Origin of the sequence: Mycobacterium sp. 1423905.2 (genome assembly GCF_001673155.1) — a bacterium.
GTDB lineage: Bacteria > Actinomycetota > Actinomycetes > Mycobacteriales > Mycobacteriaceae > Mycobacterium.
Window position 1 is genome coordinate 1 of record NZ_LZLE01000312.1, and the last position, 13,655, is coordinate 13,655.

10 protein-coding genes and 1 pseudogene are annotated in these 13,655 nt (G+C 65.9%); 1 reads left to right on the plus strand and 10 read right to left on the minus strand.

Annotated elements, in window-relative coordinates:
* Positions 1-198 (plus strand): DUF4233 domain-containing protein (locus tag A9W95_RS26520; RefSeq protein ID WP_156746321.1); only part of this gene is annotated, 198 nt, incomplete at its 5' end.
* 81 nt (positions 199-279) lie between these two features.
* On the opposite strand, the pseudogene A9W95_RS20985 reads toward A9W95_RS26520, so the two are convergent.
* From A9W95_RS20985 to clpX, 10 genes and pseudogenes are all read right to left on the minus strand, one after another.
* A pseudogene (locus A9W95_RS20985) lies at positions 280-552 on the minus strand (DUF4233 domain-containing protein); the annotation flags it as partial.
* The gene (locus tag A9W95_RS20990; RefSeq protein ID WP_067417245.1) at positions 549-1,994 is read right to left on the minus strand and encodes a folylpolyglutamate synthase/dihydrofolate synthase family protein; all 1,446 of its coding nucleotides are present in this window, start codon (positions 1,992-1,994) and stop codon (positions 549-551) included. The gene A9W95_RS20990 and the pseudogene A9W95_RS20985, both read right to left, overlap by 4 nt.
* On the minus strand, positions 1,991-4,642 hold the full coding sequence (locus A9W95_RS20995) for a valine--tRNA ligase (RefSeq protein ID WP_067417249.1): 2,652 nt from the start codon (positions 4,640-4,642) through the stop codon (positions 1,991-1,993). The genes A9W95_RS20990 and A9W95_RS20995 overlap by 4 nt, the downstream gene beginning before the upstream one ends.
* 77 nt (positions 4,643-4,719) lie before the next feature.
* A complete protein-coding gene (locus tag A9W95_RS21000) occupies positions 4,720-5,385 on the minus strand; it encodes a LysM peptidoglycan-binding domain-containing protein (RefSeq protein WP_067417252.1) in 666 nt (221 codons plus the stop codon).
* A 34-nt stretch (positions 5,386-5,419) separates the two neighbouring features.
* On the minus strand, positions 5,420-6,691 hold the full coding sequence (locus tag A9W95_RS21005; RefSeq protein ID WP_067417255.1) for a trans-acting enoyl reductase family protein: 1,272 nt from the start codon (positions 6,689-6,691) through the stop codon (positions 5,420-5,422).
* Positions 6,692-6,831: 140 nt separating this feature from the next.
* Entirely contained in the window at positions 6,832-7,407 is a 576-nt protein-coding gene (locus A9W95_RS21010) for a transglycosylase family protein (protein WP_067417324.1), read from the minus strand.
* Positions 7,408-8,287: 880 nt separating this feature from the next.
* Entirely contained in the window at positions 8,288-8,893 is a 606-nt protein-coding gene (mobA, locus tag A9W95_RS21015; RefSeq protein ID WP_082983241.1) for a molybdenum cofactor guanylyltransferase, read from the minus strand.
* A 2-nt stretch (positions 8,894-8,895) separates the two neighbouring features.
* Positions 8,896-9,987, minus strand: a complete 1,092-nt coding sequence (locus A9W95_RS21020; protein WP_067417258.1) for a 2-oxoacid:ferredoxin oxidoreductase subunit beta — start codon at positions 9,985-9,987, stop codon at positions 8,896-8,898.
* The gene (locus A9W95_RS21025) at positions 9,984-11,939 is read right to left on the minus strand and encodes a 2-oxoacid:acceptor oxidoreductase subunit alpha (protein WP_156746322.1); all 1,956 of its coding nucleotides are present in this window, start codon (positions 11,937-11,939) and stop codon (positions 9,984-9,986) included. The genes A9W95_RS21020 and A9W95_RS21025 overlap by 4 nt, the downstream gene beginning before the upstream one ends.
* Before the next feature lie 343 nt (positions 11,940-12,282).
* On the minus strand, positions 12,283-13,563 hold the full coding sequence (gene clpX / locus A9W95_RS21030; protein ID WP_067417265.1) for an ATP-dependent Clp protease ATP-binding subunit ClpX: 1,281 nt from the start codon (positions 13,561-13,563) through the stop codon (positions 12,283-12,285).
* Between the last annotated feature and the right edge of the window lie 92 nt (positions 13,564-13,655).

Genomic DNA, 13,655 nt, shown 5'->3' on the forward strand with positions numbered 1-13,655 from the left:
CTGCTGGCCGGTGTCCAGCGCAAGCCGTGGGCGATTTGGCTCAACCTGGGGGCGCAGCTGTTGGTGCTGGCGGGCTTCGCGGTCTACCCCGGCGTCGGATTCATCGGCATCCTGTTCACCGCGTTGTGGGGCCTCATCGCCTATTTCCGCGCCGAGGTTCGGCGCCGGCAGGACCGCGGCCTGCCGCCCGGGGGCTGACGGCAAAACCGCGTTTTGGGCATCGACCGGTCGGCACTCTATGTTGGGCAGCGTGACCGAGCGGACTCTCGTATTGATCAAGCCCGCCAGCACCAACAGCTGCGCCCCCAGGTTGAGCCAAATCGCCCACGGCTTGCGCTGGACACCGGCCAGCAGCACCAGCACGACGGCCAGGCCGATCAGGTAACCCAGCGACGGCCCGCTCAGTCCGCCGCCCACCGCGCCGACCACAGGTATGGCCAGCAGCACCACGATCGCTTCCAGGATCAGCGTGGCGGCCATCACCGCACCGAAGCTTCTCCACGGGTCGGGCGGCCCGTGGTCGGCGAGGCCGGGCTGAGAGTCGTCGGTCATTGCGGGTCCCGACCGAACAGGCTGCGGGCGGCACCGGCGGTGACAACCGAGCCGGTGATGACTATCCCGGTACCCGACATCGCCTCCCCTTCGGCGGCCGTGGCGTCGTCGACCAGCGCGGTCGCAACGTCGATCGCATCCCGCAAATTCTCGGCGGTGACCACTCGGTCCGGCCCGAACCGTTGTTGCGCGACCAGCGCCAGCGACTCGACGTCCAGCGCCCGCGGTGACCCGTTGTTGGTCACGACGATCGAGTCGAAAACCGGCTCGAGCGCAGCGAGGATGCCGTCTACGTCCTTGTCGGCCAGCACGCTGAGGATCCCCACCAAGTACCGGAAGTCGAATTCGTCGGTCAGCGACTGCGCCAGCGCGGCCGCACCGGCCGGGTTGTGCGCGGCGTCGATGAAGACCGTCGGCGCGCTGCGCATTCGTTCCAATCGCCCTGGGCTGGCCACGGCGGCGAATCCGGCGCGCACCGCATCAACGTCGAGTTGCCGATGAGCGCCGGCGCCGAAGAATGCTTCGACGGCCGCGAGCGCCACAACCGCGTTGTGCGCCTGGTGTTCTCCATGCAGGGGCAGGTAGATGTCGGAGTACACCCCGCCCAGACCCTGAAGCTGCAACACCTGGCCGCCGATGGCGACTTGACGTCCGAGCACGGCGAATTCGGAATCTTCCCGGGCGACCGCGGCATCCGCGCGTACCGATTGGGCCAGCAGAACCTCCATGGCCTCCGGCACCTGCCGGGCGATGACCGCGACGGTGTCCGGGGCGCCTTCGGTGGCCCGGTGGATGATGCCCGCTTTCTCGCCGGCGATTCCGGCGATGTCAGCGCCGAGGTATTCGACATGGTCGACGCTGACCGGTGTGATGACCGCGACCGGCGCGTTGACCACGTTGGTGGCGTCCCAGCGCCCGCCCATGCCGACCTCCACAATGGCGACGTCGACGGGGGCGTCGGCGAAGGCGGCGAACGCCATCGCGGTCAACACCTCGAACTTGCTCATCGCCGGCCCACCGGCGGCCTGCGACTGTTCGTCGACCATCTGCACGAAGGGTTCGATCTCGCGGTAGGTCGCGACGTATTGCCCTGGGCTGATCGGCTTTCCGTCGATCGAGATGCGCTCCACCGCCGACTGCAGGTGCGGGCTGGTGGTGCGCCCGGTGCGTTGGTGAATCGTCGTGATCAACGCGTCGACCATCCGCGCGACGGAGGTCTTGCCGTTGGTTCCGGCGATGTGAATCGATGGGTAGTTCAGTTGCGGAGATCCAAGTAGGTCCAGCAGCGCGCTGATCCGCGTCAGGCTCGGCTCGATCTTGGTCTCCGGCCAGCGCTGATCCAGCAAGTGCTCCACTTGTAGCAGCGCGGCGATCTCGTCGGGTGTCGGGGCCACCTCGATCGCCGGTTGCTCATCGGCCCAGTCCGACGGCTCGAATGTCATTGCAGCGCGGCCAGTCTGGCGGTGATTCGCTCGTTTTCCTCCTGGGCGAGTCGCTGCCGGTCGCGGATCTTGCCGACCACGGCCTCGGGGGCTTTGGCCAGGAAGTCGGCGTTGGCCAATTTGGCGGCCGTCGACGCGAGTTCTTTTTGGGCGGTGGCCAGATCTTTCTCCAGCCGGCGCCGTTCGGCGGCCACGTCGATGGTGCCTGAGGTGTCGAGTTCCACGACGACCGTCGCGCGGCTGAGCCGGACTTCGATGGACGCCGAGGGCTGGAAGTCCGCACCGGCGGCGGTCAGCCAGGCCAGCGAGGTCACCGCGGGCACCTGGGTGTGCAGGTCCGCGTCGTCGATGCCGGCCAGCCGCGCCGGCACCTTCTGCCGGTCGGCCAGGCCCTGGTCGCTGCGGAAGCGACGCACCTCGGTGACCAGTTTCTGCATGTCGCTGACCCGTTGCGCGGCAGTTTTATCCAGCTCGATGCCGGATGGCTGCGGCCAGTCGGCAATGACGACGGACTCGTGCCCGGTCAGCGCTTGCCACAGTGCCTCGGTCAGGAACGGGATCACCGGATGCAGCAGCCGCAACAGCGTGTCCAGACCCGCGGCGAGCACGGCGGTGGTGTGGGCTACTCCGTTGGCCAGTTGAGTTTTGGCCAGTTCGACATACCAGTCGCAGAATTCGTCCCACGCAAAGTGGTAGAGCGCTTCACAGGCCCGGCTAAATTCGTATCCGTCGAAAGCCGAATCCACTTCCGCGCGAACCTCTTCCAGCCGGCCCAGGATCCAGCGGTCGGCGTCGGTCAACTCCGCCAACGGCGGCAGCGGCGCCGGGCGCGCGCCGTTCATCAGCGCGTATCGCGTGGCGTTGAACAGCTTGGTGCCGAAGTTGCGCGACGCCCGGACATGATCCTCACCGACGGCGAGGTCACTGCCGGGGCTGGCGCCGCGGGCCAAGGTGAACCGCAGCGCGTCGGCGCCGAACTTGTCCATCCAGTCCAAGGGGTCGACGACGTTGCCCTTGGACTTACTCATCTTCCGGCCGGACTCGTCGCGGATGAGGCCGTGCAGGAACACGTCGGTGAACGGCACCTGCGGACCGCGGCGCCCGCCGAGGGTGATGGCATCGTCGCCGCCGACGAAGGTGCCGAACATCATCATCCGCGCCACCCAGAAAAACAGGATGTCGTAGCCGGTCACCAAAACACTTGTCGGATAGAACTTCTCCAGCTCGACCGTCTGCTCCGGCCAGCCCAACGTCGAAAACGGCCACAGCGCAGAGGAAAACCAGGTGTCCAGTACATCGGGGTCCTGTTCCCACCCGGGCGGCGGTGTCTCGTCCGGACCCACACAGACCTGTTCCCCGTTCGGGCCGTACCAGATCGGGATGCGGTGCCCCCACCACAGTTGACGAGAGATACACCAGTCGTGCATGTCGTCGACCCAGCCGAACCAGCGCGGCTCCAGGCTGGCTGGGTGAATGACGGTGTCGCCGTTGCGGACCGCGTCACCGGCAGCCTTGGCCAGCGACTCCACCCGCACCCACCACTGCAGCGACAGACGCGGCTCGATCGGCTCGCCGCTGCGTTCGGAGTGTCCGACACTGTGCAGGTAGGGACGCTTCTCCTCCACGACGCGGCCTTGCGCCGCCAACGCCTCCCGCACCGCGACCCGGGCCTCGAATCGATCCATGCCGTCGAATTGGGTTCCGGTGTCCACGATCCGGCCCTTGGTATCCAAAATCGACGGCATCGACAGCTGGTGGCGCATGCCGATCTCGAAGTCGTTGGGGTCGTGAGCGGGAGTGACTTTGACTGCGCCGGTACCGAATTCGGGATCGACGTGTTCGTCGGCCACGATGATCAATTGCCGGTCCACGAACGGGTGCGGCAAGGTGGTGCCCACCAGATGGCGGTAGCGCTCGTCGTCGGGATGCACGGCGATTGCGGTGTCACCCAGCATCGTCTCGACTCGCGTCGTGGCGACCACGATGTGCGGTTCGGAATCGTCTAGCGAGCCGTACCGGAACGACACCAGCTCGCCCTCGACGTCGAGATAGTTGACCTCGAGGTCCGAGATCGCCGTCTCCAGCACCGGTGACCAGTTGACCAGCCGCTCGGCGCGGTAGATCAGTCCGGCGTCGTAGAGCCTTTTGAAGATGGTTCGCACCGCCCGCGACAGGCCTTGGTCCATGGTGAAGCGGTCGCGGCTCCAGTCCACGCCGTCGCCGAGCCGGCGCATCTGGCCCCCGATGGCGCCGCCGGACTCGCGTTTCCAGTCCCAGACTTTGTCGACGAACAGCTCGCGGCCGAAGTCCTCTTTGGTCTTGCCGTCCACCGCCAGCTGTTTTTCCACCACACTTTGGGTGGCGATGCCGGCGTGGTCCATGCCGGGTTGCCACAGCACCTCATAGCCCTGCATGCGTTTGCGGCGGGTCAACGCGTCCATCATCGTGTGCTCCAGCGCGTGCCCCATATGAAGGCTTCCGGTCACGTTGGGTGGGGGCAGCACGATGCAGTAGGCCGGCTTGCCGCTGTTCGGGTCCGCGGTGAAGTAGCCGGCGTCCAGCCACTTCTGGTAGATCGCGTCCTCCATCGCAGCCGGATCCCATGACTTGGGCAGCTGGTCGTCGGCGGGGTGGGGGGTTGCGGTCACCGGTCAATTCCTAGAATTGACCGGTGACCGCGTGACATCGCCTAAACCCGCAGGTGAAGCCGGCACCTGCGGGGTGGTCAGGGAATGGTGAGGACTTGACCGGGGTAGATCAGGTCGGGATTGGGGATGCCGCTGGCGTCGGCGATCACCTGGTATTTGCTCCCGTCGCCGTAGAAGCGTTCCGCGATGGCCCACAGGGTGTCGCCGGATTCGACGGTGTAGGTCTGCGCGGGCGCGGCGTCGGGAGCCGGCTCGGGCGCCGGGGGCATCTGCTCATCGGCGCCACCGACCGGCCCGGACGCCGGCGCCGGCGCAGCTTCAGCCACGGGCTCGTCGGTGGCGGTCGCCACCTCGGGTGCCGGCGGCTCGGCCGCCGACGATTCGGGAGCGGCGGGTGGCGGTGGTACCTCACCCTCGGTATGTGATGCCCATGCCGCGGTGCCGTCCGCGGCGTACAGCACCAGGTTGCCGTCGTCTTGCAGGACCAGTCGGACGTTCTTCTTGCCTTTGGTGTCGCTGTGCCAGACCGGCTTGTCGGGCGTGTAGAGGACGAAGTTGCCGTCTCGCTGCACTTCGGCGCGGACCACATCCTGACCGTTGGTGGCCGTAGCCCAGCGCGGTTCGCCCCGGGCGGCCAAGACGAGATTGCCGTCGTCCTGAAGGGTCAGCGAAAAGGCTCCGTTGTTGGAGACCAGCGATTCCCCCCGCGAGAGCTGCTGTCCTTCGGTGAGCGTGTCTGCCATGCGCTGTCCTCTCGATGATGGGTGCGGCGTCGGCTCAGTTGAGCCGCTCGGTCTGCAGGGATACCCCCGCAGCGGGTAACCGCTCCAGCAGTGCGTCACCCATCGCCGCGGCGGGCGTCAGGACACCGCGCAACTCGGACAGCTTGTCACCGTCGAAAGCCAGCGCCAGCGCGCATTCCCCCAGCAGCAAAGCCGTCGCCTTGTAGCCCGGGTCACCGCGTTGGGACATGCGCGTCACATACCGGGCACCCGTCGTGGTGATGGTGTAGGTCTCGATGCGGTAGTGGCCGCGCTCTCGGGTCGCCTCGCTCGGCCCACTGCCGGGCTTGGGCACGACGCGATCGACCAGCCGCCGCGGCAACAACCGGAAGTAGCGGCTGCCCAGCGCCACCATGGCGTTGCTCACCCCGTTGAAGACGGCCGACGCGACGGGCGCCAGCACCGGCGAGGAGCCCAGGCTCAGGTACTCGCTGTAGCGGAATTGCCGGCCGTAGGCCCAGTCCATCAGTGCGTTGCTGCGCCGCACGATGCGGGTATTCGCCGGGGCCATGCCGAAGCCGGCCGTCCACACGCCCGCGAGTTCGGGCGCGAGTTGACCGCCGCGACGCCACTGCAGGTCCCGCTGGGGGCCGAGGTCAGGTTCGGCAGCGCGGTCGGTGCTCAAGGTGTAGGGGTCGAGGAGTTGGCGACGCGCCTCGGAGTCACGGGAGGCGGTGTCGAGGACTTCCAGTAAGGACGACAGCGTTCCGCCGGAAATCCCGCCGGCCAGGGAACGCACGACGAAGTTCGTGTCTTTGAGTTGGCCGGCGTCATCATCTCGTGCCGCGCGGTACAGCGCGTACACGCTCAGGTCCGACGGGACGGAGTCGAACCCGCAGCTGTGCACGATGCGCGCGCCGATGTCAGCGGCCTGCTTGTGGAATTGGTCGATGCTGTCGCGCACGAACAGGGGCTCACCGGTGAGGTCGGCGTAGTCGGTCCCGGCGGCGGCGCACGCCTCGACCAGGGGCAGCCCGTAGCGGGTGTAGGGACCGACCGTCGTGACGACGACGTGGGCGCGGGCGGCCATCGCGTGCAGCGTGGATGGTGATTCCGCGTCGGCTTCCACCACCGACCAGGACTGCGCGGATTCTGGCAGGGTCTTGCGCACGGCGAGCAGGCGCTCGCTCGACCTGCCGGCAAGTGCGACCCGGGCGTCTGCGGCCGCCCTCGCCAAGTATTCGGCGGTGAGTTTGCCGACGAAGCCGGTGGCGCCGTAGAGGACGACATCGAATTCCCGGTCGGATTCACGCGGCGTTGCGGTCACGCGCCCGACGCTACCCCACCGAGCTGACGCGCCGCCCGAGCCGGACAGCGGGCTTGAAATGACCTTAAATGCGTTGAATGACCTGCGAATGACCAAGTGCCGGGCCCGAAGGCCCGGCACTTGTCGTAAGTGGCTGCTTGTCAGCCGCGTCGGCCGCACACCGGCCAGGCGCCAATGCCTTGCGAGTGCAACACGTTCTCGGCCACCCGGATCTGCTCCTCCCGGCTAGCGCCAGCCGCCGAGCCGGAGCCGCCGTTGGCATGCCAGGTGCTCGAGGTGAACTGCAAGCCACCGGAGAAGCCGTTACCGGTGCTGATGCCCCAGTTGCCACCAGACTCGCACTGAGCGATGGCGTCCCAGTTGACGCTGTAGGCCTTGACCGGCTTCGGCGCCGGGGGCGCCTCGGGCGGTGGCGGCTGGTTGGGGTCGAAGGCGGCCGGTTCCGGCGCGGGAGCCGGTGGCACGTCCTCGGGCGCATCCGCTGCCGGAGGCGGCGGCACGTTCGGGTCGAATCCGACCAGTTCCGGCGCGTCGGCGGGCGGCGCGTCGGCGGGCGGCGCGTCGGGTGCCGGCACCATGTTCGGGTCAAATCCCACTGGGTCCGGGCCGGGCGCAGCGTTCGGATCCGCTGGATCCGCGCTGGCGATACCGGACGGCAGAGTCACGAGCGTCCCTGTGATCGCGGCGACAACAAGCGTCTTACGGACGTTCTTCAACCTTTGTTCCTTTCGCGGTGCGCGCGCGCCGAAGCCACCCACGCATGTGGGTAGGAATGCATCTGCTTTTGAAGAGGTGCTGCTTCAGGACGTGCCGTCTCGGTTCGGCACGACAGCGGAGGGCTACAACTGCCTGGCGCGGCTCAGGGCCACCGCCTGCGGGGCGGCTAATCGAGCGTGCCGTCCCACTCCGCTCGCACGCGGGTCCGTGGATTCACTTTTTCGGTTATTTCTTGCTAGCCCCTGCGGGCTCAAAAAGGACCGTACGATAACGATTTGGATCCGTCATCTTCGCCGAGCGCCGATATCGGATCGGTAACGCGCGCATCACAACCCGGGTTTGCAATGGTCGCTGCAGGTCAGCTGTGAGTTTGCGGAGGGCGACTCAAGAAGTACTTTACGGTCTAATCGTGAGCCGAATCACGGCCATTTTGTGAGCTGGCACACGAGATTTCCCCGTGTGAACACAGATTAAGCGGGGAAGCTGACGCAACGGCGAGCGGTGATGCACGTCATAGGCGCATACCCGAGCGATGAGCGTCACACCGGTGCAAGCCGAGATTTCAACTGCCACACGAATTTCGGGCGATAAGCCGACGGTGCTGCTCGATGGTTACTGATGGCGTCAGATCGGCCGACTGGTGCGGCTGAGACGTACCGCTCTCCTGACACGGCGGTTCGCTGGCCGCAAACTCGCTGCGCTGCATCGCATGTCGATGCGGCAATTCATGCTGCGCCGTCTGGTCCTTGCTGTAGCAATAGGAACCGAGCGAAACGAAATCCGCTGGGCAATAACGTGTTCAATTAACAATTCCGAATACTTCGCATACGCCAATTGACGAACGTTCAATAGCAAGGCAATGCGACTGACCCGGTTGGCCTAGCGTCGCGGCGGCGCCGCCGTACGGAAATCGTCCGGCGAGTTGATGTTGGCCAGCGGGCCGGAGTCGGACACCACGATCTGCTGCACGTCCGAGGCTTCGATCAGCGCGCGCATTGAGCGCTCTCCCCCGTTGACCAGTGCGGCCACTCGCTCGGCGAGGTCGACCCGGTACACCCCGGCCAGATAGTGACTGCGGCCGTCCCAGGGCAACACCACTTCTGCGTTGGTCCGATCCGCCAGCGCAGCCAGCTCATCGATCAAATCGCTTGTCAGATAAGGCATGTCGACGGCGCAGACGAAGGCGTAGCGGGCGCCTGCCGCTGCGGCCGCGCGCAGGCCGCGGCCCGTCGCGGGCAACGGCCCCAGACCGCGCAATTCGTCGCGCAATACCGACACCTGCAATTTCGGCAGGGCTTGACCGGGGGCGGCGACCACGAAGACCGGCTCACAGCGCTGGCCGACCACACCGACCACATGCTCGACCAGCGTGGTGGTGCCTCCAGGCACGGGCAGGGTCGCCTTGTCGCGTCGCATGCGCCGCGATTCTCCGCCAGCCAGGACGACCCCGGCGAGTGATACTGCGTCGGGCACGGATTCAGCCACCTTTACTCGACGGTCCAGGTGTCGCGACCGCGCAGCAGGGCCTGCAGCGCGCCGGCATCGGACGGCTTGGCCTCCTGCGCCGCGGCGACCTGAGACCGGGCCGCGTCGTCGTATGTCGGCCGGTTGACGTGCCGGAAGATGCCCAGCACGGTGTGCTCCAAGTTCTGATCCGAAAGCCGCGATAGCGCAAAGGCATAGGCGGTGTCGTCGGCGTGCGCGTCGTGCACGACGATCTCTTCGGCCGCCACGTCGGCGGTCTTGGCGACGTCCAGACCGAAGCCGGACTTCACCACGCAGTATTCGTCGTTGGCGCCGAAGACTATTGGTTCGCCGTGGCGCACCCTGATCACTCGCTCCTCGGCGCCTTCCTTGCGCAGCGCATCGAACGAGCCGTCGTTGAAGATCGGGCAGTCCTGCAGGATTTCGACCAAGGCCGCGCCGCGGTGTTCGGCGGCCGCGCGCAGCACCTCGGTCAAGCCGGCGCGGTCGGAGTCCAGCGCGCGCCCGATGAAGGTCGCCTCGGCGCCCAACGCCAGGGAGACCGGATTGAACGGCTGGTCCAGTGACCCCATCGGGGTCGACTTGGTCACCTTGCCGACCTCAGACGTCGGCGAGTACTGGCCCTTGGTCAGACCGTAGATGCGGTTGTTGAACAGCAGGACGGTGATGTTGACGTTCCGGCGCATGGCGTGGATCAGGTGGTTGCCGCCGATCGACAACGCGTCGCCGTCACCGGTGACCACCCACACCGACAGGTCCTCCCGGGCCAGCGCCAGCCCCGTCGCAATCGCCGGGGCGCGGCCGTGAATCGAGTGGAAGCCATAGGTTTCCAGGTAGTAGGGGAACCGGCTGGAGCAACCGATGCCGCTGACGAAGACGATGTTCTCGCGGCGCAGCCCCAACTCCGGCAAGAAATTCCGGATGGTGTTCAGAATGACGTAGTCACCGCACCCCGGGCACCAGCGCACCTCTTGGTCGCTGGTGAAGTCTTTGCCCTTCTGCGGTTGGTCCGTCGTGGGCACTCCGTCGTGCTTGGTCGGCTTGGGTGTCACCCCGAGGTCCGTGCCCGCTAGCTTGCCGATAACGCTGGTCATGCGTCAGCTCCCGCTCCCACCGTGGCCGCCGACATGCGGGCGACCATCGTTTTGTCTTGCTCGACTTCGGCCAACGTCCCGCCGAGTGCGGCGCGAATCACGCGGCCGATCTCGTCGGCGAGAAACGCCAACCCCTGCACCTTGGTGACCGACTGGACGTCGACCAAGTACTTCCCGCGCAGCAGCAACGCCAGCTGGCCCAGGTTCATCTCCGGCGCCACCACCTGCGGGTAGCGCCGCAGCACGTCACCAAGATTGGCCGGGAAGGGGCTCAAGTAGCGCAAGTGCGCGTGCGCGACCTTGATGCCCTTGCGCCGGGCGCGCCGGCAGGCTTCGCCGATCGGGCCGTAGGAACTGCCCCAACCGATGATCAGCAGTTCCGCGTCTCGGGTGGGGTCGTCCACCTCTAGGTCGGGAACTTTGATGCCGTCGATCTTGGCCTGGCGCAACCGAACCATGAGGTCGTGGTTGACCGGCTCGTAGGAGATGGCGCCGGATCCGTTGGCCGCTTCCAATCCACCGATGCGGTGTTCCAGGCCGGGCGTGCCCGGAACGGCGAACTGGCGCGCCAATGTCGCGGGGTCACGCGCGTAAGGCTGGAACGGCTCGTCGGGCTTGGCGAAGACGTGCTTGATCGGGCTGAGCTCGCTGACGTCGGGAATCTGCCACGGCTCGGAGCCGTTGGCGATGGCGCCGTCGGACAGGATGATCACCGGTGTGTGATACGACACCGCGATGCGCACCGCCTCCAGTGCCGTCTGGAAGCAGTCGGAGGGAGAACGCGGCGCCAGCACCGCCACCGGGGACTCACCGTTGCGACCGTAGAGGGCTTGCAGCAGATCGGCCTGCTCGGTCTTGGTGGGCAGGCCGGTTGATGGTCCACCTCGCTGCACGTCGATGACGATCAGGGGCAGCTCCGTCATCACCGCCAAGCCCAGCGCCTCGGACTTGAGCGAGATGCCCGGACCCGAGGTGCTGGTGATGCCGAGCGCACCGCCGTAGGAGGCGCCGATGGCCGCGCAGATGCCGCCGATCTCGTCTTCGGCTTGGAAGGTGATGACGTTGAAGTTCTTGTGCTTGGACAGTTCGTGCAGGATGTCCGACGCGGGAGTGATCGGGTAGCTGCCGAGCACGACTTGCTTGTCGGCCACTTGACCGGCCGCGACGATGCCGTAGGCCAGGGCGGTGTTGCCCGAGATCTGCCGATATTCGCCGGCCGGCAGCGAGGCCTTGGACACCTCGTAGGTGGTGCCGAAAGCTTCGGTGGTCTCGCCGTAGTTCCATCCCGCCTTGAGCGCCAGCACGTTGGCTTCGGCCACGTCGGGCTTGCGGGCGAACTTCTCGCGGATGAATTTCTCGCTGGCCTCGATCGGTCGGCCGTACATCCAGGACAGCAGGCCCAAGGCGAACATGTTCTTGGCCCGCTGGCCGTCCTTTTTCGTCGCACCGATCGATTCCACCGCGCCCAGGGTCAGGGCGGTCATCGGCACGGCGTGGACGACGTACTCCTCCAACTCGTCGGATTCGAGCGGGTTGGTGATGTAACCGACTTTGGTCAGGTTCCGTTTGGTGAATTCGTCGGAGTTCGCGATGACCATTCCGCCGCGCGGCAGGTCTCCGACGTTGGCTTTCAACGCCGCGGGGTTCATGGCGACCAAGACGTCCGGTCGGTCACCAGCGGTCAGGATGTCGTAATCCGCGATTTGAATCTGAAAAGACGAGACGCCGGGCAAGGTGCCTGCGGGAGCGCGGATTTCGGCCGGATAATTCGGCTGGGTGGCCAGGTCGTTTCCGAATAACGCGGCCTCGGAGGTGAACCGGTCACCGGTCAGCTGCATGCCGTCGCCGGAGTCCCCCGCGAAACGGATGACCACATTTTCCAGACGCTGACGAGGGGACCCGGCAGCTCCATTGTGAGACTCTGCCCCGGCCCCGTTGCCGTTCGGATCCACGTCTCCGCCCTCCACTGATAACCGGACAGGCACTCCGTGCGACTTCAGGTTACGCGCCGTCGGAGTGACTTCCCCAAACGCTCACGATGTGTGTCACTGCCGGTATCAATTATGGCATTACTTTAAGGAAGAGATCGTCGCGTCCGGGCCGGAACGCTCCCGCAGGTCGTAGGAGAAAGGCCATGTCAGCGAGGTGCCAGGGGCGAGAACAGCGACAAACTGTGTTCTTGGTCACGCGGTCGGCCCAGAGAGTGGTTCGACACACCGATGGTTGCGCGCCTTCAGCTAGAACACGTTCTAATTCGGCCCCCCGACGGGGCCGAGATCGACGCTGTGACGTTGGTCAGGCGGTCTTGTCGCGGCGCTCGGAACGCGACGGCTTGCGCGGGACGATCGTGGGCAGCACGTTGTCTTCGACGGTCTCCTTGGTGACCACGACCTTGGCGACGTCGTCGCGGCTGGGGATGTCGTACATCACCGGCAGCAGCACCTCTTCCATGATCGCGCGCAAGCCCCGGGCGCCGGTGCCCCGGTGAATCGCCTGATCGGCGATGGCCTCCAGCGCGTCGTCGGTGAATTCCAGTTCGACGCCGTCCATCTCGAACAGGCGAACGTACTGCTTCACCAGAGCGTTCTTCGGCTCGGACAGGATCTTGACCAAGGATTCCTTGTCCAAGTTGGTGACCGAGGCGACCACCGGCAGGCGGCCGATGAACTCCGGGATCAAGCCGAACTTGATCAGGTCCTCGGGCATCACTTCGGCAAAGTGGTCGGTGGTGTCGATCTCGGCCTTCGAGCGAACCTCGGCGCCGAAACCCAAGCCGCGCTTGCCGACTCGCTCGTAGATGATCTTTTCCAGTCCAGCGAACGCACCGGCGACGATGAACAGCACGTTGGTGGTGTCGATCTGGATGAATTCCTGGTGGGGGTGCTTGCGGCCACCCTGCGGGGGAACCGACGCTTGGGTGCCTTCCAGGATTTTCAGCAAAGCTTGCTGCACACCTTCGCCGGAAACGTCGCGGGTGATCGACGGGTTCTCGCTCTTACGGGCGATCTTGTCGACCTCGTCGATGTAGATGATGCCGGTTTCGGCCCGCTTGACGTCGTAATCGGCGGCCTGGATCAGCTTGAGCAGAATGTTCTCGACGTCCTCGCCGACGTAGCCGGCCTCGGTCAGCGCGGTGGCGTCGGCGATGGCGAACGGCACGTTGAGCATCTTGGCCAGCGTCTGGGCCAGGTAGGTCTTGCCGCAACCGGTCGGTCCGAGCATCAAGATGTTGGACTTGGTCAGCTCGACCGGCTCCGAGCGCGAGTCGCGGCCCTTCTCGCCGGCCTGGATTCGCTTGTAGTGGTTGTAGACCGCCACGGCCAGCGTGCGCTTGGCGGTGTCTTGCCCGATGACGTAACCCTCGAGAAACTCGCGGATCTCGACCGGTTTGGGTAGCTCGTCGAGTTTTACGTCGTCGGCGTCGGCCAGTTCCTCTTCGATGATCTCGTTGCAGAGGTCGATGCACTCGTCACAGATGTAGACACCGGGGCCCGCGATGAGCTTCTTGACTTGCTTTTGGCTCTTGCCACAAAACGAGCACTTCAGCAGGTCACCGCCGTCTCCGATGCGCGCCATGATGCTTCAGGGCCTACTTCCTGTTTTCGCCGTTCGTATGGTCTGCCGCGTGTAATCCCCGACGCTACCCGCTTGCTCTGGCCCACCGCGAC